The following is a 21,972-nucleotide window of genomic DNA, read 5'->3' as shown; positions in this document are numbered from 1 at the left end:
TGCCTCAGCCACCTGCCCTATCTGCCTATCTTCCAAATTTAAAATACTCTGACAAAAGATGTTTTTTGTTTTTCATGAATCGGGAAGCCATTTCCATTCCAGTTACTGAGAAAGTAATCCCGTTTCCTCCAAATCCCAGGACGAAGTAAGAATTCTTAAACTTTTTATGCTCACCAATATAAGGCAGCCCGTCTTTGGTCTCTCCAAAAGTTCCGGCCCAGACAAAATCTGTATAGAAATGATAATCAGGTTTTATTTTTTTCAACGTTTTCAGGATTTCCTTTTCCTTTTTACTCAGAAGAACATCGCGTTTTTCAGCATCATAAAAATCTTCGTCACCGCCGCCTATCAGGAGCCTTCCGTCATCTGTTGTCCGCATATAAATATAAGGGTCATCCGTATTCCAGACCAATGTATTGTCTATATTTTTGAATGTATCGACATCTATTTCCGAAACGATTGCATAGGTACTTTTTAAATTGACAAATTTCTCTTTCAGCAGGTTTTTGCTTTCGTAACCAATACAATAAATTACCTTTTTTGCTTTGATCTGGAAACCGCTGTCTACCGTCACCAGATTAAAACCTTTATGGTATTCCACTTTTTTCATTTCAGTTTTATCGAAGATTTTCAGTCCCTTTTTTATATTGTATCCAAACAGATCATGAGCAAATTTAAAGGCATCAATACTGGCTCCCTGACCGGATACAATGCCGCCATAGGTATTTTCAAATCCGAACTGCTTTACAATTTGGTCTGCATTCAGCCATTTAACCTTAAATCCTGCATTTTTCCTGGCTTCATATTCCTTTTTAAGCCAATTTACATCCTTCTTTTTTGAAGCAAAATACAAAGACTTTTTCCGTTTAAAGCCGGCATCGGATCTGATTGTTTTTGTAAGCTTTTCAAGAATATCAATAGCATCTGAACAGGCTCTGTAACTTTCCACTGCCCCTTTTTCCCCTATCAGTCCGGTAAGTTCATAGAGAGGAACATCTATTTCGTACTGCAGCATTGAAGTGGTTGCAGAAGTACTTCCGTTACAAACCTCCCGTTTATCAATCAGGATGGTTTTATAGCCATCACTGATCATTTGATGGGCAATCAGGCTTCCGGTAATGCCTCCGCCTATAATTAACACATCACATTCTTCGTTGGATTTCAGGGACGGATACGAAGCTGTTAACCCGTTTTTTAAAAGCCAGAAAGGTTCATTCGATTTTAGATCCATAATTGAATATTACATTTAAAATAATAACATTTATAAGTATTTTAACTATTTTTTGCCAATTTGTGGTGCAATTATTGTACCCAGTTTTAATCCAACCACTAAAATAATTACTATGATAACGATTATTCCAGAAGCTCCGGAAAATGTTGCGGCATTCAATGCGACCGGAGAAGTGACTAAAGAAGATTTTGACAACCTTGTCATTCCTCATGTAAAAGAAAAGGTAGATCAGTTTGGTGAACTGAATTACTTATTGTATTTGGATACTGATCTGGATAATTTTACCATGGGAGCATGGCTTAAAGATGCATTTTTAGGGTTACAGAACCTTACAAAATGGAACCGTACAGCTATTGTTACAGACAAAGAAGGGGTACAGAACTTTACAGATATATTCAGTGTTCTGATGCCGGGAGAGTTTAAATCTTTCCCTAAAGAAAATTTGTATAATGCGCTTTATTGGTGTAAAAACGGTAATGAAGTAGAAGTTTAGCATTACTTTAATAAAGAAAGAGCCTTTGTTTACTATTGAACAAAGGCTCTTTTGTATTTAAAAGTTTTCAACGCAGGCTTCTATTTATCGCACGGAATACATTCTACAACTGCATCGTCACTGTCAGGAGCTCCTTTACCGTACAGATATCTGTATCGCAGGCTTATTGCCAGGCCAATGAACGTCATCCCTACTCCTACCAATGAAGGATATTTGAATGAAAACCCGTATTCCAAAGGAATTCCCCCTAAAAATGCACCCATCGCATTAGCAATATTAAAAGCCGCCTGCATAAATGCTGCAGCCATCATTTCACTTTTAGGAGCAGCCTTCATCATCATGATGTTAATAGGTGCGGCAACAGACATAGACAATGCCCCGCATACAAAGGTCAGGATAAGCGCCATATTCTGATGGTCTGCAAAGAAAAATACACCTGCAAGAGCAATCATCATCAGGAAGATTAACAGTACACATGTTTTTTCAGGTCCCAGCCGGTCAGAAATAAATCCTCCGGCCAGATTTCCAACAACCATTCCCGCCCCTGCCAGGATCATCACGTAAGCCATCTGATTAGCCTGAATTCCTGCTACTATTGTCATTAAAGGCGTGATATAGCTGAGCCATGTGAAAAGTCCCCCGAACCCAATTGCCGTAATTCCTAAAACCAGCCACGACTGTTTGTTTTTAAGAAATTTAAGTTCCTCCAGAAAGTGGGTATCCTGGTTGGCCTCTGTGGCAGGAAGCCATAATTTAAGAAACAATATGGCAAAAAGTCCGATGAATGCTACAATTGCAAAATACAGTCTCCAATGATAAGCATGACCGATATAGGTAACCAGTGGAACCATGATCAGGTTGGCTATCGTAAGTCCTGTAAACATTAAAGATATGTAAAAAGCCTCTTTTCCTTTTCCGGCCATCCTGGCTGCAACCACCGTTCCTACACCGAAAAATGCCCCGTGAGGAAGCCCGGACATAAACCTGATGATCAGCATGGTCGTATAATCAGGAGCTACCGCAGAAAGTCCGTTGAAAAGTGTAAAAAGGATCATCAAAACCATCAGTACTTTCTTAGGTGGAAATTTCACCGAATACCCGATCAGGATCGGAGCTCCGATCACAACTCCCATCGCGTAAGCCGAAATCAGGTGACCGGCTTCAGGAATGGTAATCTTTAAGGTATTGGCAATATCAGGAAGCAGCCCCATTACGGTAAACTCTGTAGTTCCTATTCCAAGACCGCCTATAGCCAGCGGTATTATTCTTTTATCAATCTTCATTGTCAGTAAACTTCTTTTTCGAATTAATTTTTTTAGTGATTTTTCTAAAAAATAAAGACGCGGGACTCTATTTTAGTTTGAAAATGCAAAATTCGACAGAAATATTGTTTTTTACTTCTCTTGAAATGATCATAATTTGCTCCGTATTAACCTTTTTATGTATTTTTAAAATCAGAAACAATCAAATGAGAACAGGATGAAGATTCAGAAAGAAATTATTGAGTTTGAAGACGGGAAGTCTTTCAAGCTTTTTTCACCTTCTTTGAAAAACTGCTTTTTCTGGCATCATCACCCGGAAATAGAGCTTGTTTATGTAGAAGCAATCAATGGAATACGGCACGTAGGACGGGATATTTCCGTTTTTACAGAAAGTGATCTGGTTCTGATAGGCTCCAACGTACCTCATCTTAATTTTGATTATGGCATTCAGACAGAATGCAGGCAATTGGTATTACAGATGAGAGAAAATTTCCTTCAGAATACTATTCTTCCCGTTCCTGAATTTGAAAACATTAAAAAACTTCTGGAAAGATCCTACCTGGGGCTTTCATTTTCTGGAGAAACCAAAAGTACCGTTATTGAAAAACTTCATGACATAAAGGATAAAGGTTCTTTTGATTCTCTGATAGGACTGATAGAAATCCTCCAGATTCTTGCCGATTCGGACGAAGTAAAGGAACTTAACAAAGAGGACACGAGGATAAAATGGTTCCTGAACGATAAGATCAGAATGGGAACCATCTACGATTACATTCATGGAAATTATGATAAAAAACCAAATGTCAACGAAATTGCCAAGATTGTAAGCCTCAGCACTCCGGCTTTCTGCCGTTATTTTAAAAAGCAGACGAATATGACTTTCACCGATTTTGTTAACAATTACAGGATCAGCCAGGCTAAAATATTCTTATTGAAAGATTATTCTGTAACGGAGGTTTGTTTTCAGGTGGGTTTTGAAAGCCTGTCGTATTTTAATAAATTGTTCAAGCAACATACTGGTGAAACACCTTCAGAATTCAGGAAAAAGCATTTGAAGAATATTGAGGTACGGAATTAAGAGCTATTATTTAACTAGTTCTAAAAGCTGCAGCATCATTGTAATGGCCATAAAAGCTATTGTTGCAAGATATCCAATATACGATACATAAGTACCTTTTCTAAAAGAATAAAAATGTTTAATATTAACTATAAGGCCAATAATATTTAAAATAATTAATACAGAAAGTACTATTTTCCTACCGGAAAAATGATTTTCCAATATCCAATAATAGAATATAATTCCAAGTAAAATAATTAGTGCGGAGAAAATTTCAATTTTTCTCATCATATCTTATACTTCTTGAGAATTTATATATAAAATATTAAACTGTTCAATTTTAGCTTTGAATTCGTTTTGTAAATTTTGGTTTTTTACAAATTCAAACTGGTTTAAATAATCATCCAATATAGGAATTTCTTCCTTCCATATGTTAGGGTAATCCGACCAATATCCATCAGGATCAAAATCGGCAACAAAATCAGAATAAAAGCTGACATAATTGGATCTATGCAAATCTGTCAAAAAAATATTGGATTTTTCTTCTTCTTTTCTGATTAACTCGAAAGCAAGTTGATTACTTATATACTCTTTATATTCTAAAACTATATTTATTCCTAAAACTAAATTTGAAAAATATTTGTATTCAACTTTTTTGGTCTCTTCAAAAATATAATCAAGGAAAAAAGTAAATTTATTGATAAATCGTTTCTTTTCTGCTTCGTTATTTTTCTCCATAATCCACAATTCTATCTTAATTAGTTCAATAATAAAATTATTTTTTTAACAAATATGAAAAAACCGCTTCAAAAGGAAGCGGTTATATTTTAGTGAATATGTTTTTCAGCGTGGTAAGAGCTTCTTACCAATGGAGAGCTCTCCACATGCCTGAATCCTAAGCTTCTTGCAAAGTCTCCCAATTCATCAAACTCTTCCGGTGTGATGAATTTTTTTACCGGCAGATGTTTTTTGGTAGGCTGAAGATACTGTCCAAGTGTGATGACATCGACGTTAGCATTTCTGATATCTTCAATGGTTTGAAAAACCTCATCTTTGGTTTCTCCCAAACCAAGCATTACTCCTGTTTTCGTTCTTCTCTGGCCTGCTTCCTTTAAATATCTGAGAACGTCTAAGCTTCTTTCATATTTAGCCTGAATTCTAACCTCTCTTGTCAGACGTTTTACTGTTTCCATATTATGAGAGATCACTTCCGGAGCCACTTCTACCAGCCTGTCGATATGCTTGGTAATTCCCTGAAAATCGGGAATAAGTGTTTCCATAGTTGTTCCCGGAGAAATTCTTCTTACGGCATTCACGGTTTCTGCCCAAAGAATAGACCCCATATCTTTCAAATCATCCCGGTCCACAGAAGTAAGTACAGCATGCTTAATTTTCATCAACTTAATGGAACGTGCCACTTTCTCCGGCTCATCCCAATTGACATCAAGCGGTTTTCCTGTTTTTACACCGCAGAACCCGCAGCTTCTTGTACAGATATTTCCTAAGATCATGAACGTTGCCGTTCCTTCTCCCCAGCATTCACCCATATTCGGACAGCTTCCGCTCTGGCATATGGTATTTAATTTATATTTGTCCACCAAAGTCCTAAGCTCTCTGTAATTTTTCCCGGTAGGAAGTTTTACACGGATCCACTTTGGCTTTTGAACGGTAGTATCTTGAACTAAATTCTCCATTTATTTCTCAAATTGAGCCTCAAAGTTAGTGATTTTTTTATCGAAACAATCAAAGACCAACATTGATGAAACATATAATTTAGTAATTTTAAACCACTAAAATTAAATCATGAAGAAGATCTTTTTTACCTTATCTGTTATTATCAGTATATTTTGCTTTGCCCAGAAAGAACTTCAACCGGCAGGTTCGGAGATCCTTGACACTGTGGAAGGCGATCTGGATGGTGATAAAATTCCTGAAAGAGTGGTTATTTATACCACAACAGATGAAGGGGAATTAGGTAAAATCCGTGAGATCCAGATTCAGAAAAAAAGCGGCGGAACATGGATGGTTTTAAGTAAATCAAGAAACGCTATTCTTGAAAGCGCCGGCGGCGGAATGATGGGCGACCCTTACCAGGAAACAACTATAGAAAAAGGAATCCTGAACATTACCCAGGCGGGTGGCAGCAGCTGGAAATGGGGCTACACAGATAAATACCGGTTTCAGAACGGTCGTTTTGAGCTGATAGGCCATTCTTCAACATATGGCAGGCCGGTAGATTATTGGACAGAAGTGGACTTTAATCTTTCTACAGGACAGCTTAATTATAACAAAGAAGTAGAAAATACTGCTGAATATGGTCAATCCATGCAGGAAATTTACATTAAAAAAGGATTGAAAATAGACCTGCAGAACAGGAATCAGAAAGAGCCAAGGAAAATTATTCTTCCTAAAACAAAAGAGGAAGTTTATCTGTGAAAATTTTGATCCATTAAAGTTTAGCTAATCTTTAAGACCATAAGATGAACTTTGCCTTTTAGACTCCGGTGGTTATTTTGATACTCTGAATGACTAATTATCATCAAACTCATTATTCTTCAGCAACTCCGCAAGGACCTTCTTGGCACGCATCACCCTGACTTTGGTATTGGCTACGGAAATCCCGAGTTCTTCCGCAATTTCTTTGATGCTTTTTTCCTCAAAAAACCTTAATCTGATGATGTCCTGATAATTGGCATCCAGCGATTCGATGGTCTTGATGATCTTTTTCTGTTCTTCATTGGAGATCATTAGCTCTTCCGGAGATTTTGCAAACTGATTTTTAACCTCATCAAGGTTTTCAGTAGGATCCTGGTTTTCGCGGCTTCTTTTTCTCCAGAAATCAATAACGGTATTTTGCGCAATGGTCAGCACCCAGGTTTTGAACTGAAAATGTGGATCGTACATATCCAGTTTCGACAGCACTTTTGAAAAAACATTCACCGTAATTTCATCTGCATCATTTTCATCTTTCACTTTCTTCATGACAAAAGCAAAAACATCCACCCAAAAAATATTGATGAGTTTGGTCTGGGCCTTCTGGTCCTTTTCTTTTGCCTTTTGAATAAGCAGGAATAGCTGTTCGTCGTTCATTATTAACAAATATAAAGATTTGGGGCGAAAAAGCAAAGGGTTAACAGTTGAGAAGGAAAGAAAGCAATATATCTCGATTTATTCATTTTCCCGCTCAGCCTCTTTGCCTTCTTTGCTTTGCGGTTTTTGCTATTTTGCTTTTTCGCTTTTTTACCCGTCATACTTCTGAATTTACTATCTTTGCCCCGTTAAATTTTAAAGAAAATTATAGATGAATTCCTTTATAGAAGAACTGAAATGGCGTGGTCTTTTTGCCGATATGATGCCAGGAACCGATGAACAACTGAATAAAGAGGTAACTACTGCATATATTGGTTTTGACCCGACTGCTGATTCTTTGCATATCGGAAGTCTTATCCAGATCAAAATTCTGGCACATTTCCAGCAGCATGGGCACAAACCCATTGCCCTGGTAGGCGGTGCCACGGGAATGATCGGAGATCCTTCGGGAAAATCTGCAGAAAGAAATCTGCTGGATGAAGCAACACTTCTTCATTATGTTGACTGTTTAAAGAACCAGCTTTCAAGATTTCTGGATTTTGATGCTGACGGGCCAAATAAAGCTGAACTGGTCAATAATTATGACTGGATGAAGAATATTTCTTTCCTTGATTTTGCCAAAAATGTGGGAAAAAACATTACCGTTAATTATATGATGGCGAAAGACTCTGTGAAAAAGAGATTTTCAGGAGATGGCGGAGCGGACGGGATGAGCTTTACGGAATTTACGTACCAGCTTATTCAGGGATATGACTTCCTTCATCTGTATCAAAATAATAATGTAAAGCTTCAGATGGGAGGTTCTGACCAGTGGGGAAATATCACCACGGGTACAGAACTGATCCGCAGAAAAGCCCAGGGAGAAGCATTTGCTTTAACGGTTCCTTTGATTACAAAAGCAGACGGCTCTAAATTCGGTAAATCGGAAAGCGGTGAAAATTACTGGCTGGATAAAAAGAAAACGTCTCCGTACAAATTCTACCAGTTCTGGCTGAACGCTACTGACGATGATGCCGAAAGATTTATTAAATTCTACACATTCTTAGGCAAAGAAGAAATTGAAGCTTTGATTGAAGAGCATAAAACAGCTCCCCACGAAAGAAAGCTTCAGAAAAAATTAGCTGAAGAGGTAACGGTATGGGTACACGGCAAAGAGGAGTACGAAAAAGCGGTGAAAGCCTCAGAAATTCTTTTCGGACGTTCTACAGCAGAAGACCTGGTAAGTCTTGACGAGGAAACATTCCTGGAGGTTTTTGACGGTGTTCCGCAAAAAGAGCTTCCTAAAGCTGATGTTCTGGGAATCAGCATTATTGATCTTCTTTCTGAAAAATCAGGATTCTTAAAGTCTAAAAGTGAGGCCCAGAGAGAAATCAAAGGAAACGCAGTTTCTGTAAACAAAGAAAAAGTAAATGATACTTATACAGCTAATGAAGGCGATCTTATCGACGGTAAGTTCTTACTGCTTCAAAAGGGTAAGAAAAGCTATTTTATTGTGAAAGTACAGTAAAATCTTTAAATAATTTAAAAGAGCGGCTTTGGAATCAAAGCCGCTCTTTTTAATACAAAATTCTAACCTGAAAAGTTACTTCATCTTTGAAGAGAGTTAAAGATAAAAACTATAAAGCCTTACTGTCTATAAATAATCATTTAATTGAATGAATACTGCTTCGTAAAATCGGCCCCGTTGGTTGTTAAATTAATATTCTCATCAACCACTGCTGTTCCGTTTTTTTCAATTTTATAAGTTCCTGTAATGGAAGAGTTATAGTTGATCACCTGAATTGAAGCTGCTAAAGCCGCAATAGGGGAATTGGTCTCAATAATATAGGTTTTGGTAGAACCGGTAAAACTATTGTCGTTTAATCCTACAGCTGTTTGTCCGTTTTGAACGGTTCCATTAATTTTCCATATGGAAGTACTGTTTTGATGATCACTTCCTGAAGCAACTACAGAAACATAATCATCGGTAGAATTTACCCCATTCAAAGTAACAGTTATTTTATAATTGGCGCCTCCGCCTATAACTCCTCCTCCTGCATCATCGTCATCATCTTTGCTGCATGAAGATACAAAGCCTAAGAGAAGCGCTGTCATTAAAAAAGCAACTGCATTTCTGAATGTTTTGTGTAAACCGATTTTTTTCATAATTCTCATATTTTAATTTATAAACTAATTCTTACCTGTACTTTATTTATATTTTTTCATCAAACCTTGCAATGTTTCACAAAACTATCCTGTATGCCCGGAAAGGACAATACATAAAAAAGAGTATTTATATCTACCTATTTTTAGGTATTTTGTACCTATCTCCAAATAGCTACTTTAAAAAAATGAAGTAACTTACGAATGCATATTATTTTTTTTAATAAATTCATAAAATATTCATAATATAAATCATGATTACACAAAAAACATGAAAAAAAAATTAGTTGTATTATTAATATTGTTTTTTGGCATACTCAATATTGAGGCGCAGTCTCTTTACTTTTATTCTCTGGAGAAAAAGAATAATAATTTTGACAGTCTGGTTCTGGCTGCCAACAATGAAACTGTTGATACAGTAAAAGCCATTAAGTCCTATCAGATTGCCGCAACCTATTTTACAAAGCAGGATATTGAAAATTATCAGAAGTATCTGAAACAGGGGTTGGAAAATTCGTCCAACAGTCCTGTGTACAGAGATATAGGACTTTACTATCAGTCCATTATAAACTATTCAAAGCCCGATGCCGTCAATCTTCTTGAAAAAGATTTCACAAACATAGAATCGATTCTGAAAAAGTATAAGAGTAATGAAGCCAAAAAAATAAGGATCATTATGTTCCAGAATAAAGCATTATTCAGGATCATTCAGAATAAGGAAGTAGAGTCTATGAACATTCTCACCAATAAAGCAATACCGCTGGCTAAGACTCTAAAAGATTATGAGCTTTCCGGCGCTTTATACAAAAGTATGGGTATTTTATTCTATAACTCAAAAGACTATCCAAAAGCAATAGAATATATGAGCCTGGCTGAAAATTCTATCAACAAACTGAAAAAACAAACAGCACAGGCCAAAGCAATAAAGGGAGAAGTTGTTTTGTTTAAGGCAGATGCTCTGATGAGAGAAAACAAAATGTCTCAGGCAAAGGCAGAATTAGAAAAAACCTATGCTATCATAAAAGACTATCCGGAATCCAATTTTTATTCACTTTATTACTGTACTTTAGGATATTATCATATGAAGCAAAAAAATTATCCGGAGGCGGTAAAGCTTTTTGCCAAAGGATTAAGCAATGCCGAAAAATATAAAAATACAGTTATCGCAGAAAGAATAAAGCTGTTTGAAGGACAACTTAACAGTGAACTGAAAGACTACAGCAAATCCAATAAAATTTTTAAAGAAGTTTATGCCAAGACACCCTATCAAAAAAACAAGCAGGAAGTTTTAAAAGAACTTTCCAAAAACTACTCCGCACTAAAGGATACAACTAAAGCCAACCTGTATGCCGAGCGTTATATAAATTCTTTTGACAGCCTCAACACGGTTTCTATCCATAAAAACATTGCTGTTCTTGAAGCAAAATACAGAAAATCCGAAAGGGATAAAGAACTGGTACAAAAAAAGCTGGAGATCAGCAAAAAAAACAAATATATGTGGATTCTGGGACTCGCTTCCCTGTTATCTGCCGGATTTATCATTTTAGGTTTTTTAAATTTTAAAAAGAATAAAAAAATTTCGGAACAGCGCGAAATAAATCTTCAGCAGGAAATAAAGGAAATTCAGCAGAGAGAAGAGCTGGCCCTTACGAAAGCTATTCTGGAAGGAGAAGAGAGAGAAAGAGCCCGCATTGCCAAAGATCTCCATGATGGCCTTGGCGGAATGCTTGCCGGAGTTAAAATAAATTTTTCTACCTGGTCTTCAACCCACCTTGAAGCGGACCGGCATAAGGATTTTTACAAAATTTTAAACCAACTGGATAATTCTGTTACCGAACTTCGCCATGTGGCCAGAAACCTGATGCCGGAATCCCTTTTGAGCTTCGGACTGGAAACCGCCCTTAAAGATCTGTGCGAGTTCTATATCCGAAAAGACCTTAAGGTAGACTTTCAGGCTATTAACATCAGCAAAAATACTCCTTTATCCATACAGCTTAATATTTACAGAATTGCACAGGAACTACTGGCCAACTCTGTTAAACATTCGGAAGCCACCAATATACTGCTGCAATGCTCACAATCTGATGAAAACTTCATGATCACCGTAGAAGATAACGGAAAAGGATTTAAAGAAGAAGATTACAGAAAATCTCAAAGTATGGGTCTTCATAATCTTAAAAACAGAGTAGATTATCTGAAAGGCAAAATGGAGATCAATTCAGATGACGAAGGAACAACTATTAATATTGAATTAGATACCCATGCAGTCTCATAAAATAAATATCGTTATCGTAGATGACCACCCCATCGTCATTGAAGGATTAAAAATGATGCTGAAAAGCCAATCGTTTCTTACTGTTTTGGAAACTTTTACAACCGGTTCAGACCTCATCAGTTTTCTCCGGTCCAATGAGATAGATATAATTCTTTTGGATATCACACTGCCGGATACCAACGGAACAGAACTTTGCCGGGAAATCAAAAAAATATCACCCAATACTTCCGTAATTATGTTCAGCAACCGCTCGGAACGAAGCATTATTATGCAGGCTATACAGAATGGAGCCAGTGGATATATCCTTAAAAATACGTCAATAGATGAACTGGTGATATGCATTAAAGGAGCTCTCTCAGGAAATATTGTTTTTTGTGAGGAAACAAAGCAGATCATCAGCAGACCTTCCCAGAACGATCTTCCTGTGCCAAGGATCACCAAACGGGAGAAACAGATCCTCCGGATGGTAGCAGAAGGGAAAACAAGTGCAATGATTGCCGAAGAGCTTTTCCTAAGCCCTCTCACTGTGGATACCCACCGTAAAAATTTATTACAAAAGTTCCAGGCCAGAAACTCTACAGAGCTTATTAACCGTGCTATACAGCATCAGCTAATTGAGGAATAAAATGATTATAAAATTCTAATGAAAACACAGAAAAATCAATTCATAAAAATAAAAAAAACCGCCTTTTAAAAGCGGTTTTTATATATGAGTAAGTATTCTATAATTCTAAGAAGCTGTAATCAATAGAAGCGACTAGCGGCCCTGCTCCCACCATCTTTTTGGTTCTTACGATTTCGCCATCTATCCAAAGATTAACTACCAGTTCAGAGGTGGCATCCGGAAGATCTGCTTTAGCATCAAGGTTTAACTGTGCCTGACTTGAATTTACAAAAAATTCACCACTCGCCCATGTAGTTCCTACAGGATCGAAAATGTCGGTTTTTGTGGTTCCTACCTGTGTTACGATAGCTCTGATCACTCCTCCGGTAGTTGTTTTCACTTCAAACTGAACAACGTGATCCGTGAACTCATCTTCATCGTCATCCTTTTTACAAGAATTAACTACAGTAATTACCGAAAATAATAAAACGAATAAAAAAGAAAGTCTAAGTAAACTTTTTGATTTGTAAAATTGCTTCATTTCTCCAAATAGATTTTTAATGTTTCAAATATAGGTTTTTTATTAATATAAAAATAACTTTTATGAAAAATTTCCAATAAAGTTTTCCAAATAATATCAAATCAGCAAAAAGCATAATAACAGTAACAGCCTATCTTTGAGCGTGCATTGCTTATGGATAATCAGGATAAAAAACAGCATCCATATTTTGGATTTATAATATGATTTATTAATTATATTTGCTGTATGAATTTAGATTATATAGTAAGAGAACCGGAACATATCACTCCCAATACCACTGTTCTTTTTATGCTTCACGGCTATGGAAGCAATGAGCAGGATCTTTTCAGCTTCAGGGAAACTCTTCCCGCCGACTGGCTTATCGTAAGCTTCAGAGCCCCCAGAGATACTCAGTTTGAAGGCTATTCCTGGTTTGACATTGATTTCAATAATCCTGAAAACTTCATCGACATTTCCCAGGCTAAGGAATCACTGGACAGTGTGCTGGAGAATATATTAAAAATTATAAACCATTACGGACTTACAGAAAGCAAAGTCCATCTGTGTGGTTTCAGCCAGGGTGGAATTTTGTGCTATGCCTTAGCATTAAAACATCCGGAGCTGTTCAATTATGTAGCCTGCCTCAGCAGCTATCCTGAGGAGAAACTTCTGGCTGGTATCGTAAAAGACAAAAAAAAACTGGAAAGGCTCCGCTTCTTTGTTTCGCACGGAACCGATGATGCCGTTATCCCAATGGAATGGGGAAGAAAAGCCGCAGATCTGCTTTATGATCTGAGCTGTTATTTTACTTTCAGAGAGTATATGAGCGGGCACGGTGTAAATCAGAAGAACTATATGGACTTGATGGATTTCTTCTCGAAATAACCCCTGTCAATTTAAAATATTTTCAACTAACACCACTGCCTCATTGCAGTTTATACAAACATTCCTGTTTTTGGAATGTTTTTTTATGGATATTAAGGATTATTTCAGTAAATTCAGTAAATGAAACTTAAGCTTTTTTTACTGGCCTTATTCTTCAGCATTTTTATCGGTGCACAGAATTCTTTTGAGCTGGTTGACGTTAAGAAAGCAGTTATCCCTTTTAAACTTATCAACAACCTTATTTTCATTCCCATCAATGTAAATGGCGCCGAGCTCACCTTTATGCTTGATACCGGCGTTGCCGAAACCATTCTTTTCAGTCTGGACAATAAAGAGGTTAAATTACAGAACATTGAAAAGATCAAATTTTCAGGTCTTGGAGGAAACATAAGCATTGACGGCTTTAAATCTGACCGCAATACTGCCAAAATAGGTGACCATATCATCAATTCTTCTATGCTTCTGTATATCGTTATAGACGAAGAATTCAACATTTCATCTCATATAGGAATTCCCGTGAATGGTGTTATCGGGTATCATTTTTTTAAAAACCATCCGATTTCGATAGACTATATCTCTAAAAAAATCACCGTCTACCAGGATGCCGATGTTTTCAAAAAGAAAATCCGGAAGTTTGATGAACTGCCTATAAGCGTAGAAAATGATAAACCTTACCTCATTGCCGACGTTGAGATGACGAATGAAAAGAAGGAATCAAAACTGCTGATCGATCTTGGTAACAGTGATGCCATATGGCTCTTCCCTACCCTCATTAAAGATTTCGTCTACAACAGGCCGAATATTGATGATTACCTGGGACGCGGCTTCAATGGAGATATTTACGGGAAACGAAGCCGTATTCACAATTTTTATCTCAGAGATTTTAAATTCGAAATGCCTCTCACTGCAATGCCTGACGAATATTCTATTCAGCATGTTACTTTGGTAAAGGACAGGAAAGGATCTGTAGGTGGCGAAATAATGCGAAGATTTTCTGTGGTTTTCGATTATCCGAACGGAAAATTATATTTGAAAAAAAATAAGAACTTTGATGATCCTTTTCATTTCAATATGAGCGGGCTGGATTTTCAGCAGGATGGGCTGGAATGGCAGGAAGACCGGATAAAAATTGAACCTAAAAAATTATCTGAAGCCAATACTGAAATTTCCGTAATCAATAATTTTCAGTATAAATTTATCTTAAAACCTATCTTTTCAGTAGCTGGCGTAAGGAAAGATTCTCCGGCGTTTAAAGCAGGGCTGAAGAAAGATGACCGCGTTATCACAATCAACGGAAACCGAACCGCCGATATGACCATGGAAAAGATCATAGAAATGATGAAGTCCGAAGAAGGAAAAAATATCACGATGGTAATCCAGAGAAAGAATAAGGAAATGACTTTTAGTTTTGTACTGGAAGACCCTATACCATACCAAGAATAAAATATGAAGACAGAAGAAAGCACAATCGATAAAATAAGAACCCGGCCGAGATTCAAAATGTTTACGCATCTTACCAAAGAAGAGTATGCAGAAAACTTAAAAAAATATCTCGCCGATCATAAAGATGAATTTTCCGGAAATATCAATAAGGAAGTGGCTACCATATGCGTAGAAACAAAATATGACAATTACTGGAAACCGAGACTGTCTTTACGGATAGAAATAGAAGACGGGGAAACGGCTATACGGGGAGTATTCGGCCCCAGCTCCGCAGTATGGACGTTCTTCATGTTCCTCTATTTTTCCTTTTCCATCTTATGGATGACTTTTTTTACGATGTATTACGTAGAAAAGCAAATAAAAAGCGCTGAGTTCCCATGGGCTCTCAACGCTTCATTTGTTATGTTATTTTTTATTCTTCTTACTTATGCAGCAGCCAGATTCGGGCAGCACAAGGGTAAAGAAGAAATGCTCAAGCTTAGACGGTTTGCAGAAGAATCTACTTCCCAGTTCGAAAAGAAAGTTAATTAGCCGGAATTTCAGCTGGCTTTTCAGTCTGAACAGGTGCCATAGCTTTAGCCGCTTTAATTGAATCCGATACTTTTTCCCTGTTGTCCTGTTCTTTGATCATTTTGTCAATATGAGGTTCTAGAAGCTTCGTCATTTCTTCCACTGAAATATTATTCGCATTGGGATCATCCAAAAGTTTTCTCCATGGCTTTCTGCCGCCCCATTTGTAATCACCGAAAACCATTACAGGGGTTCCTTTTGCTTTGGTGGTGGCGCCTCCCGGGTTCAGGATCCAGGTATCGGCATAAGAATACAGCCACTGGGCATCTTTCATCAGCAGACGCAGGCATGAGTGCGATGCAGGATACCCTGGAAGATCATACTGATGCCATCCGATACCCCCTGAATTATGAATATTAAAATTATAGGGAAGCTTCCACTCGCTGCTTACCGTTGAGATTGAAAGTTTCTTTTTCCAATTGGCAAAAGTAAGTCCGCGTGTTGTCTGTGCAGCCTTTTTTCCCATACTTGTTGGCCCCCATTTTACCAGACTTCCATTGGAGTATACTCCATAAGCCTGTATTGGATAAGAGAAAATCACGAATTTTTTCACTCCGCTCAATATGTCCAGCTGCATTGGAAAAGGTGAATATTCCATCAGGGTTGTGTCTATCTTTGCGGGAACTACCAATGTATCAGCGTTCCATTTATTTTTAGAATCCAGTCGGTTCAATGCAAGAATAGCATATCGTTCTTTCTCATTGTATTTTTTACTGAATTCCGCATAGACAGAATCTCTGAGTTTTTTATTTTTAGGAAGAACAAGGGCATTATAGAACCCGTTTTCCTGCATTGCAGGCGGAACAGATTCTTTTTTCACCACAGAATCTTTCTTTATGGAATCTTTTTCCACACCGGGAGCTTCTGATGATGAAACCGTATCTTTAAAAGTATCGCTTATTTTTTCTATTTCTTTTTTACACGAAATAAGCATTGCAGTACAAACAAGTGCATATAAAAATGATTTCTTCACAGATATGTTTTTCATAAATAAAACAGGCTATTTAGTTTGGCTATCTTGTGCAAATATCAGACCTAAAATTGAAACCCCAAAGACATAATAAAAAATACCGTAAAAAAACGGTATGAAAGTATATTGGTTTACAGAAGTTTATTGGTTTTTGCATAGGCAAGGGCTTCTGCAATATTATTTACTCCAATTTTTTCAAAGAGCTTTTTACGGTGAAATTTTACCGTATCGGCAGAGATAAATAATTTTTCCCCTATTTCATTAATGGTCTGCCCGCTCATATACAGACTGAGGATCTCGTGTTCTCTTTGGGAAAGCCTTATTTTCTCTCCTTTTTCCCATTGGTCTGCTTCGGGATCATACTTCCAGAGTTCATCGGAACCTTCTTTACTTACTACAATATTCCCGGCCGAAGTACTGCCGGAAAGTGATACAATGCACAACGATTTCCAGATCTGCCCTTTTTCCGTAAGAAACATCGGTGTAAGTTTATGATTAACCAATACCATATTCTTCTTGCCGTTCATGAGGTGAAAATCGTAAGAAATAGAATAAAGTTTACGCTCCTCAACAGGAATTTTTTCATAAAATTCAAAACCGGCTTCATTGATCTTAATTAAAAGCTCTACATCCTCAGGCTTTACATTCTGAAAATAAAAAGCATACCCCATTTCTTTTACTTCCTCTGCAGATTTTCCACATAAAAACAATGGATTATCCGAGACGTATTCGAATGCCCTGGTCTGATAATCTATAACGTACAGGCTCTGATAAGTAAGTCTGGAAAATGCCTTTACAGCCTCCAGATATTCTCCTGCCTGGCTGCGGTCTATTTCTGCATCGCTGCGAACCTCATTTTTATCATTAAAAAATCTGTTGATCTCTTCCATATTTTTATAAGCCGATTATGGCTACCCAAAAGGGTAGTATTTTCGATCCATAAGCAAATCTACACAAAAGTGTAGCGGATATCAAAATACAGTGATCTATTTTTGTTAAAATTAACCATCAATTCTATATCAAAAAAAGAAATTTAATAATCTGAAGATGAAAATCATATATTTTATTCAGTTTTAATCCTGCTATCCATTCATCCTATAGGTTTTACTTCAAGAATGCAATCAATAACCATGAAATAAAGAAGCTGCATGTAAATGATTCGGTCAAGTTTAATAGATTCATCATCAAGTTTTTATCGTAAATAACTCAACCTGAAAAAGGTTAATTCAGACTGAAATAATAAGCAATAACGACCGAATTAAAGCAGCACTTATGATCAGCATTCCAGAATTTCTACAAAAAACACACAAACGATCGAAACATCATACTGCTGATCTTATTACTGTCTTTAGGCAGTAATTTTTGTTTTTATTGTTTTGGAAGACTTAAATGTTTAAAAAATCTTTCCGGGCAAATATAAAAATGGGTAACGCCAAAAGCTGACCTAACAAAAATTACTGAATAATTAAAAATTCTTATCCGTACTAAAAGAATTAATAGATCAAACCAGATAAAGTACATTGGAAACTTTTATCTAGATTTGTCCTAAAACAGTAAATAACAGAGTTTATGAAAAAGATAGGACTGGTAGGCGGTATAAGCTGGGTATCTACATTAGATTATTATAAATTCATCAATGAAGGAGTCAATGCCCGTGTTGGAGGGCTGAATGCTGCCGAATGTATCATTTATTCCTTAAACTTCGGAGATATCCAGGCAAAAGGATGGGTTCATTCTTATGAATTGTTACTTAATGCCTGTGAACATCTGAAAAACAGTGATGCAGAAAGTATTGTTCTCTGTGCAAATACAGCTCATCTCTTCGCAGATAAACTTGAGGCCGCCTTACAAATTCCCATTATTCATATCGGAACAGAAACTGCAAAAGCAATCCGTAAAGCCGGTTTAAAAAAAGTTGGGCTGCTGGGAACGAAGTTCACCATGGAAATGGATTTTTACAGAAGCAAACTTGGAGAGTACGGGCTTGAGGTACTAATTCCCGAAGAGCAGGAAACGAGAGATTATATCCAATATACTGTTAAGGAGGAACTGGGAATTGGATTGATTAATCCTGAGACCAAGCTTAAATATATTTCCATTGTGGAGAATCTTGTCAGCCGTGGTGCAGAATGTATTATCCTGGGCTGCACGGAAATTCCCCTGCTGATCAGCCAGGATGACTTTACAATACCTGTTTTTGATACTACAAAAATACATTGTGAGGCTATTGTAGAGTATATAGTTTCATAAGCCAGTAACCATAATATTTCTCACCTTCATCATCTCTTCACCTAATTAAATGAAGACAAACAAAAACCCCTTCAAACAATTTGAAGGGGTTTTAAGATCTTGCGATCCGGACGGGACTCGAACCCGCGACCTCCGCCGTGACAGGGCGGCATTCTAACCAGCTGAACTACCGGATCAATTTTTTTAAAAGAAATTGAGAAAACTTCTGCGATCCGGACGGGACTCGAACCCGCGACCTCCGCCGTGACAGGGCGGCATTCTAACCAGCTGAACTACCGGATCTAATTTTTTTTTTAAGTAAATTATAAACTTCTGCGATCCGGACGGGACTCGAACCCGCGACCTCCGCCGTGACAGGGCGGCATTCTAACCAGCTGAACTACCGGATCATTTTCTGTTGTTGTAAAGAACGTTGTTTCTTTTTTGTGATTGCAAAATTACACCTTTTTTAATTCCCTGCAAATTATTTGTTAAAAAAAAGCCTCCCAAAAATGGAAGGCATTCATTATCAAAGTTATTTTTTTTATAAGTGTGCACTTAGTTTTTCTGCGATCACCTCTTTTGGAGCCACACCAACTAATTTATCCACTACTTCACCGTTCTTAAAAATCAGAACTGTAGGGATATTTCTGATCCCATACTGCATAGAAATTTCCTGGTTGTTGTCTACATCCACTTTTCCTACTACTGCTTTTCCTTCAAAATCTGATGCTACTTCTTCGATGATTGGTCCTAAAGTTCTGCATGGTCCGCACCATACTGCCCAAAAGTCCACCAATACCGGCTTATCTGATTTTAAAACCGTTTCCTGAAATGAGCTGTCCGTAATTTCTAAAGCCATTTTGTTTCTTTTATTTTAATTAATATTATATTCTTATTTCAATCCTTAATTGGATATTCAAAATTACGATTTTTAAGCAATAAGACTATCTATGCTCAACATTTGTTTTTTCTATAGCGAAGTCTTTTGAAATTTCCGCCAAAGCGTCTGCAAGGGCGTCTATTTCTGCCTTTGTCGTCAGATGGCTGAAAGAAATACGTAATGGAGTGCAATGATCCATTTCATCCTCTGTAAGTACCATCATCATTACCATAGATGGTTTTGATGCTCCTGAAGAGCACGCACTTCCCTGAGAGATTGCAATTCCTTTCATATCCAGCTGAAGCCCAATCAAAGGATCTTTGTATGGAAGCAATGCACTTAAAACACTGTCTACACTATTCTCCATCTCACCGCTTCGGCCGTTGAACTTAATATTCGGAACTTTTGCAGACAGTTGTTCAATAGCGTATTTTTTAATTTCTCTTATATGACCGGCATATGCCTCCATATTGTTGATGCAAAGCTCTAAAGCCTTCCCCAGACCTACAATACCGGCAACATTTTCAGTTCCCGCTCTCAGACTTCTTTCCTGAGGGCCACCGGTAATAATACCTTTAAGACCAGTTGATTTTCTAATAAAGGCAAAACCTACTCCTTTCGGACCGTGGAATTTGTGGGCACTGCAGGAAGCAAAATCTACAGGGATATCTGAAAAATCGAATTTCATATGAGCCATAGTCTTCACCGTATCAGAGTGGTAAAGAGCATTGTTTGCTTTGCATAATTCTGCAATTTTTTTAATATCTACAATATTTCCAATCTCATTATTGGCATGCATTAAGCTTACCAAAGTTTTTTTATCTGAAGATTTCAGAAGTTCTTCCAGTTTATTAAGGTCAATATCTCCTTTTTCATTAGGGCGAATATAAACTACCTCTACTCCCTTTCTGTTCTTCATATCTAAAATGCTCTCCGAAACGCATTTGTGTTCCAGTGGAGAACTGATGATTCTTTCAACTCCAAGGTTTTCTACACTGGATTTGATGATCATATTGTTTGACTCTGTTCCGCACGAAGTAAAGATAATCTCCGCAGGAGTTACATGAAGATAGTCTGCCACCTGTCTTCTTACATTTTCGATAAGAATCTTTGCTTCCTGACCAAAGCTGTGGGTAGAAGAAGGATTTCCGAAATTCATCTTCATGGTATTCACCATTGCATCTATGACTTCTTCGGCAAGGGGTGTTGTTGCAGCGTTATCTAAATATATTTTGTTCATTTTAATTGGAATATTTTAATTTTACTGAGGTAAACTGATAATCTGAAGGAACGGCAAAAATAAACCATGGATTAGAAAGTACCTGAATCTCCATTCCGCCTGATGGCTGAGCGGGAACTTCCACATACAGGGTGTTATTTTCCACGAATGCATTTTTGATACTGGTAATCCTATGGCTGCCTGATCTGAAAATTCCCATATGGTACAAAACTACTTTTTTGTTTCGCGGAAATTCCGGATAGTTGACAGACGGTTCTTTTTTTAAACCTATAAGACCGAAACTGCCTTTAATGGAGTTACGGAATTCCTTTTCATTCTTAATAATAGTAAATCCAGCTTCATCTGTACCTCCCTGCGATTCAGAAACAAGCAGCTCAGCATTTTCAGCTCTGTCTGATGCTTTTTGAGGCGGCGCAGCGGTACAGTTCATTAAGATTGCAGTAGATAAAACAAGCAGTCTTTTCATTATTACATTTTTACCACCCAAAATTAGTGAAAAAATTGGTAATGTCCTTCATTTGCCCATTTAAGCATCTGGCGGTCGCCGGAAGTATCTCCGAAAGCAATTATTTTATCGTATTTGGAGTCGTGTATTTCGGCTTTTATTCTTAAAAGTTTTTCTTTTCCGTTGCAGTTTTTGCCAACGAAATTGCCTGTAAAAACACCATTTTTAAACTCTGCACGCGTGGATACAAGCTGCATCTGAAGTTTTTCGGCAAAAGGTTTTACCCAGATATCCAGTGATGCAGTGACCAATAAACTTTGTGTATTTTCTCTATCGATATTATTAATAAAGTCCAGAGCGTTTTCCCTTACAATTTTCGGGTAATGCTGTTCAAAGAACTGTTTGGATTTCATTTCAATTTTTTCCTGGGTCTGGCCTTTCAGGATAGAACCAATAAAGCTTTTCTTTACTTTTTCAGTTTCAGCAAGCTTTAGTTTTAATAAAATAAAAAGAGGAACGTGTCTTAAAAATTGTATCCGGAATTTGGTAGAATCATAGAATTTAAGATACATAAACATGGTATCCTTATACGTAATAGTTCCGTCAAAATCAAAACAATACAATTTTTTCATT

General features: G+C 37.1%; 24 protein-coding genes and 3 tRNA genes. 10 read left to right on the top strand and 17 right to left on the bottom strand.

What is annotated here, in order from left to right:
* Nucleotides 1–25: 25 nt before the first annotated feature.
* Entirely contained in the window at nt 26–1,231 is a 1,206-nt protein-coding gene (locus ACM40_RS13350) for an NAD(P)/FAD-dependent oxidoreductase (RefSeq protein ID WP_048503268.1), read from the bottom strand.
* Between the two features lie 112 nt (nt 1,232–1,343).
* Here ACM40_RS13350 and ACM40_RS13345 point away from each other — a divergent pair, with 112 nt between their 5' ends.
* On the top strand, nt 1,344–1,724 hold the full coding sequence (locus ACM40_RS13345) for an STAS/SEC14 domain-containing protein (protein WP_040995641.1): 381 nt from the start codon (nt 1,344–1,346) through the stop codon (nt 1,722–1,724).
* A gap of 80 nt (nt 1,725–1,804) precedes the next feature.
* Here ACM40_RS13345 and ACM40_RS13340 read toward each other — a convergent pair whose 3' ends face one another.
* Entirely contained in the window at nt 1,805–3,007 is a 1,203-nt protein-coding gene (locus ACM40_RS13340; protein WP_185097195.1) for an MFS transporter, read from the bottom strand.
* Nucleotides 3,008–3,203: 196 nt separating this feature from the next.
* Between ACM40_RS13340 and ACM40_RS13335 the strand changes: the two genes are divergently transcribed.
* A complete protein-coding gene (locus ACM40_RS13335) occupies nt 3,204–4,064 on the top strand; it encodes an AraC family transcriptional regulator (protein WP_048503267.1) in 861 nt (286 codons plus the stop codon).
* A gap of 6 nt (nt 4,065–4,070) precedes the next feature.
* Here the strand turns inward: ACM40_RS13335 and ACM40_RS13330 are convergent, their stop codons facing one another.
* From ACM40_RS13330 to lipA, 3 genes are all read right to left on the bottom strand, one after another.
* A complete protein-coding gene (locus tag ACM40_RS13330; RefSeq protein WP_131705363.1) occupies nt 4,071–4,334 on the bottom strand; it encodes a hypothetical protein in 264 nt (87 codons plus the stop codon).
* A 3-nt stretch (nt 4,335–4,337) separates the two neighbouring features.
* On the bottom strand, nt 4,338–4,781 hold the full coding sequence (locus tag ACM40_RS13325; RefSeq protein WP_048503265.1) for a hypothetical protein: 444 nt from the start codon (nt 4,779–4,781) through the stop codon (nt 4,338–4,340).
* Between the two features lie 89 nt (nt 4,782–4,870).
* Complete coding sequence (lipA, locus tag ACM40_RS13320; RefSeq protein ID WP_048503264.1) at nt 4,871–5,737, bottom strand: lipoyl synthase; 867 nt, start codon at nt 5,735–5,737, stop codon at nt 4,871–4,873.
* Nucleotides 5,738–5,846: 109 nt separating this feature from the next.
* Here lipA and ACM40_RS13315 point away from each other — a divergent pair, with 109 nt between their 5' ends.
* Nucleotides 5,847–6,479, top strand: a complete 633-nt coding sequence (locus ACM40_RS13315) for a hypothetical protein (protein ID WP_048503263.1) — start codon at nt 5,847–5,849, stop codon at nt 6,477–6,479.
* 93 nt (nt 6,480–6,572) lie between these two features.
* On the opposite strand, the gene ACM40_RS13310 is transcribed toward ACM40_RS13315, so the two are convergent.
* Nucleotides 6,573–7,133: an RNA polymerase sigma factor gene (locus ACM40_RS13310; protein WP_048503262.1), complete on the bottom strand. Its 561-nt coding sequence runs from the start codon at nt 7,131–7,133 to the stop codon at nt 6,573–6,575.
* Between the two features lie 211 nt (nt 7,134–7,344).
* On the opposite strand from ACM40_RS13310, the gene tyrS reads away from it, so the two are divergent.
* On the top strand, nt 7,345–8,640 hold the full coding sequence (gene tyrS, locus ACM40_RS13305) for a tyrosine--tRNA ligase (RefSeq protein WP_048503261.1): 1,296 nt from the start codon (nt 7,345–7,347) through the stop codon (nt 8,638–8,640).
* Between the two features lie 140 nt (nt 8,641–8,780).
* Here the strand turns inward: tyrS and ACM40_RS13300 are convergent, their stop codons facing one another.
* Nucleotides 8,781–9,278 carry a hypothetical protein gene (locus ACM40_RS13300; protein ID WP_131705362.1) on the bottom strand — a complete coding sequence of 166 codons (498 nt, stop codon included), beginning with the start codon at nt 9,276–9,278 and terminating at the stop codon, nt 8,781–8,783.
* Nucleotides 9,279–9,546: 268 nt separating this feature from the next.
* Here ACM40_RS13300 and ACM40_RS13295 point away from each other — a divergent pair, with 268 nt between their 5' ends.
* Together ACM40_RS13295 and ACM40_RS13290 are read left to right on the top strand one after the other, a co-directional pair.
* Nucleotides 9,547–11,550: an ATP-binding protein gene (locus ACM40_RS13295; RefSeq protein ID WP_048503259.1), complete on the top strand. Its 2,004-nt coding sequence runs from the start codon at nt 9,547–9,549 to the stop codon at nt 11,548–11,550.
* Complete coding sequence (locus ACM40_RS13290; RefSeq protein ID WP_048503258.1) at nt 11,537–12,175, top strand: response regulator; 639 nt, start codon at nt 11,537–11,539, stop codon at nt 12,173–12,175. Before ACM40_RS13295 ends, ACM40_RS13290 begins: the two co-directional genes overlap by 14 nt.
* Nucleotides 12,176–12,272: 97 nt before the next feature.
* Here ACM40_RS13290 and ACM40_RS13285 read toward each other — a convergent pair whose 3' ends face one another.
* Nucleotides 12,273–12,695, bottom strand: coding sequence for a hypothetical protein (locus ACM40_RS13285; RefSeq protein WP_048503257.1), 423 nt, complete (start codon nt 12,693–12,695; stop codon nt 12,273–12,275).
* Nucleotides 12,696–12,920: 225 nt separating this feature from the next.
* Between ACM40_RS13285 and ACM40_RS13280 the strand changes: the two genes are divergently transcribed.
* The 3 genes from ACM40_RS13280 to ACM40_RS13270 all read left to right on the top strand — a co-directional run bounded on the left by ACM40_RS13280 (nt 12,921) and on the right by ACM40_RS13270 (nt 15,533).
* Nucleotides 12,921–13,559, top strand: a complete 639-nt coding sequence (locus ACM40_RS13280; RefSeq protein ID WP_048503256.1) for an alpha/beta hydrolase — start codon at nt 12,921–12,923, stop codon at nt 13,557–13,559.
* Between the two features lie 120 nt (nt 13,560–13,679).
* A complete protein-coding gene (locus ACM40_RS13275) occupies nt 13,680–15,002 on the top strand; it encodes a PDZ domain-containing protein (RefSeq protein ID WP_048503255.1) in 1,323 nt (440 codons plus the stop codon).
* A gap of 3 nt (nt 15,003–15,005) precedes the next feature.
* Complete coding sequence (locus tag ACM40_RS13270) at nt 15,006–15,533, top strand: hypothetical protein (RefSeq protein WP_048503254.1); 528 nt, start codon at nt 15,006–15,008, stop codon at nt 15,531–15,533.
* Here ACM40_RS13270 and ACM40_RS13265 read toward each other — a convergent pair.
* The gene (locus ACM40_RS13265) at nt 15,526–16,560 is read right to left on the bottom strand and encodes a L,D-transpeptidase (protein ID WP_083996855.1); all 1,035 of its coding nucleotides are present in this window, start codon (nt 16,558–16,560) and stop codon (nt 15,526–15,528) included. The genes ACM40_RS13270 and ACM40_RS13265 overlap by 8 nt on opposite strands.
* A 113-nt stretch (nt 16,561–16,673) precedes the next feature.
* The gene (locus ACM40_RS13260; protein WP_048503253.1) at nt 16,674–17,432 is read right to left on the bottom strand and encodes a response regulator transcription factor; all 759 of its coding nucleotides are present in this window, start codon (nt 17,430–17,432) and stop codon (nt 16,674–16,676) included.
* Nucleotides 17,433–18,111: 679 nt separating this feature from the next.
* Here ACM40_RS13260 and ACM40_RS13255 point away from each other — a divergent pair.
* Nucleotides 18,112–18,792 (top strand): aspartate/glutamate racemase family protein, encoded by a 681-nt coding sequence (locus ACM40_RS13255; protein WP_048503252.1) that lies wholly within the window; start codon nt 18,112–18,114, stop codon nt 18,790–18,792.
* 102 nt (nt 18,793–18,894) lie between these two features.
* Here the strand turns inward: ACM40_RS13255 and ACM40_RS13250 are convergent.
* The 7 genes from ACM40_RS13250 to ACM40_RS13220 all read right to left on the bottom strand — a co-directional run bounded on the left by ACM40_RS13250 (nt 18,895) and on the right by ACM40_RS13220 (nt 21,971).
* Nucleotides 18,895–18,968 (bottom strand) — tRNA-Asp (locus ACM40_RS13250).
* Between the two features lie 32 nt (nt 18,969–19,000).
* Nucleotides 19,001–19,074: transfer RNA gene (locus ACM40_RS13245), tRNA-Asp, on the bottom strand.
* Nucleotides 19,075–19,107: 33 nt separating this feature from the next.
* Nucleotides 19,108–19,181, bottom strand: a tRNA-Asp gene (locus tag ACM40_RS13240).
* A 134-nt stretch (nt 19,182–19,315) separates the two neighbouring features.
* Nucleotides 19,316–19,633: a thioredoxin gene (gene trxA / locus ACM40_RS13235; RefSeq protein WP_040995543.1), complete on the bottom strand. Its 318-nt coding sequence runs from the start codon at nt 19,631–19,633 to the stop codon at nt 19,316–19,318.
* An 85-nt stretch (nt 19,634–19,718) separates the two neighbouring features.
* Nucleotides 19,719–20,894, bottom strand: coding sequence for a cysteine desulfurase family protein (locus tag ACM40_RS13230; RefSeq protein ID WP_048503251.1), 1,176 nt, complete (start codon nt 20,892–20,894; stop codon nt 19,719–19,721).
* Nucleotide 20,895: 1 nt separating this feature from the next.
* Complete coding sequence (locus tag ACM40_RS13225; RefSeq protein ID WP_048503250.1) at nt 20,896–21,360, bottom strand: hypothetical protein; 465 nt, start codon at nt 21,358–21,360, stop codon at nt 20,896–20,898.
* Nucleotides 21,361–21,383: 23 nt separating this feature from the next.
* Nucleotides 21,384–21,971: an HAD-IB family hydrolase gene (locus ACM40_RS13220; protein WP_048503249.1), complete on the bottom strand. Its 588-nt coding sequence runs from the start codon at nt 21,969–21,971 to the stop codon at nt 21,384–21,386.
* Nucleotide 21,972: the final 1 nt, after the last annotated feature.

This window comes from Chryseobacterium sp. BLS98, from assembly GCF_001045445.1.
Taxonomy (GTDB): Bacteria; Bacteroidota; Bacteroidia; order Flavobacteriales; family Weeksellaceae; genus Chryseobacterium.
The sequence above is the reverse complement of the archived record's forward strand: the minus strand, read 5'-3'. Positions and strand labels throughout refer to the sequence as shown.

Coding starts and splice junctions, on each gene's coding strand:
- ACM40_RS13280 (WP_048503256.1), top strand. CDS start 12,921: ATGAATTTAGATTATATAGTAAGAGAACCGGAACATATCACTCCCAAT.
- ACM40_RS13275 (WP_048503255.1), top strand. CDS start 13,680: ATGAAACTTAAGCTTTTTTTACTGGCCTTATTCTTCAGCATTTTTATC.
- ACM40_RS13290 (WP_048503258.1), top strand. CDS start 11,537: ATGCAGTCTCATAAAATAAATATCGTTATCGTAGATGACCACCCCATC.
- ACM40_RS13325 (WP_048503265.1), bottom strand. CDS start 4,781: ATGGAGAAAAATAACGAAGCAGAAAAGAAACGATTTATCAATAAATTT.
- lipA (WP_048503264.1), bottom strand. CDS start 5,737: ATGGAGAATTTAGTTCAAGATACTACCGTTCAAAAGCCAAAGTGGATC.
- ACM40_RS13295 (WP_048503259.1), top strand. CDS start 9,547: ATGAAAAAAAAATTAGTTGTATTATTAATATTGTTTTTTGGCATACTC.
- ACM40_RS13255 (WP_048503252.1), top strand. CDS start 18,112: ATGAAAAAGATAGGACTGGTAGGCGGTATAAGCTGGGTATCTACATTA.
- ACM40_RS13345 (WP_040995641.1), top strand. CDS start 1,344: ATGATAACGATTATTCCAGAAGCTCCGGAAAATGTTGCGGCATTCAAT.
- ACM40_RS13300 (WP_131705362.1), bottom strand. CDS start 9,278: ATGAAAAAAATCGGTTTACACAAAACATTCAGAAATGCAGTTGCTTTT.
- trxA (WP_040995543.1), bottom strand. CDS start 19,633: ATGGCTTTAGAAATTACGGACAGCTCATTTCAGGAAACGGTTTTAAAA.
- ACM40_RS13220 (WP_048503249.1), bottom strand. CDS start 21,971: ATGAAAAAATTGTATTGTTTTGATTTTGACGGAACTATTACGTATAAG.
- ACM40_RS13340 (WP_185097195.1), bottom strand. CDS start 3,007: ATGAAGATTGATAAAAGAATAATACCGCTGGCTATAGGCGGTCTTGGA.
- tyrS (WP_048503261.1), top strand. CDS start 7,345: ATGAATTCCTTTATAGAAGAACTGAAATGGCGTGGTCTTTTTGCCGAT.
- ACM40_RS13350 (WP_048503268.1), bottom strand. CDS start 1,231: ATGGATCTAAAATCGAATGAACCTTTCTGGCTTTTAAAAAACGGGTTA.
- ACM40_RS13335 (WP_048503267.1), top strand. CDS start 3,204: ATGAAGATTCAGAAAGAAATTATTGAGTTTGAAGACGGGAAGTCTTTC.
- ACM40_RS13285 (WP_048503257.1), bottom strand. CDS start 12,695: ATGAAGCAATTTTACAAATCAAAAAGTTTACTTAGACTTTCTTTTTTA.
- ACM40_RS13310 (WP_048503262.1), bottom strand. CDS start 7,133: ATGAACGACGAACAGCTATTCCTGCTTATTCAAAAGGCAAAAGAAAAG.
- ACM40_RS13330 (WP_131705363.1), bottom strand. CDS start 4,334: ATGATGAGAAAAATTGAAATTTTCTCCGCACTAATTATTTTACTTGGA.
- ACM40_RS13230 (WP_048503251.1), bottom strand. CDS start 20,894: ATGAACAAAATATATTTAGATAACGCTGCAACAACACCCCTTGCCGAA.
- ACM40_RS13315 (WP_048503263.1), top strand. CDS start 5,847: ATGAAGAAGATCTTTTTTACCTTATCTGTTATTATCAGTATATTTTGC.
- ACM40_RS13270 (WP_048503254.1), top strand. CDS start 15,006: ATGAAGACAGAAGAAAGCACAATCGATAAAATAAGAACCCGGCCGAGA.
- ACM40_RS13225 (WP_048503250.1), bottom strand. CDS start 21,360: ATGAAAAGACTGCTTGTTTTATCTACTGCAATCTTAATGAACTGTACC.
- ACM40_RS13260 (WP_048503253.1), bottom strand. CDS start 17,432: ATGGAAGAGATCAACAGATTTTTTAATGATAAAAATGAGGTTCGCAGC.
- ACM40_RS13265 (WP_083996855.1), bottom strand. CDS start 16,560: ATGAAAAACATATCTGTGAAGAAATCATTTTTATATGCACTTGTTTGT.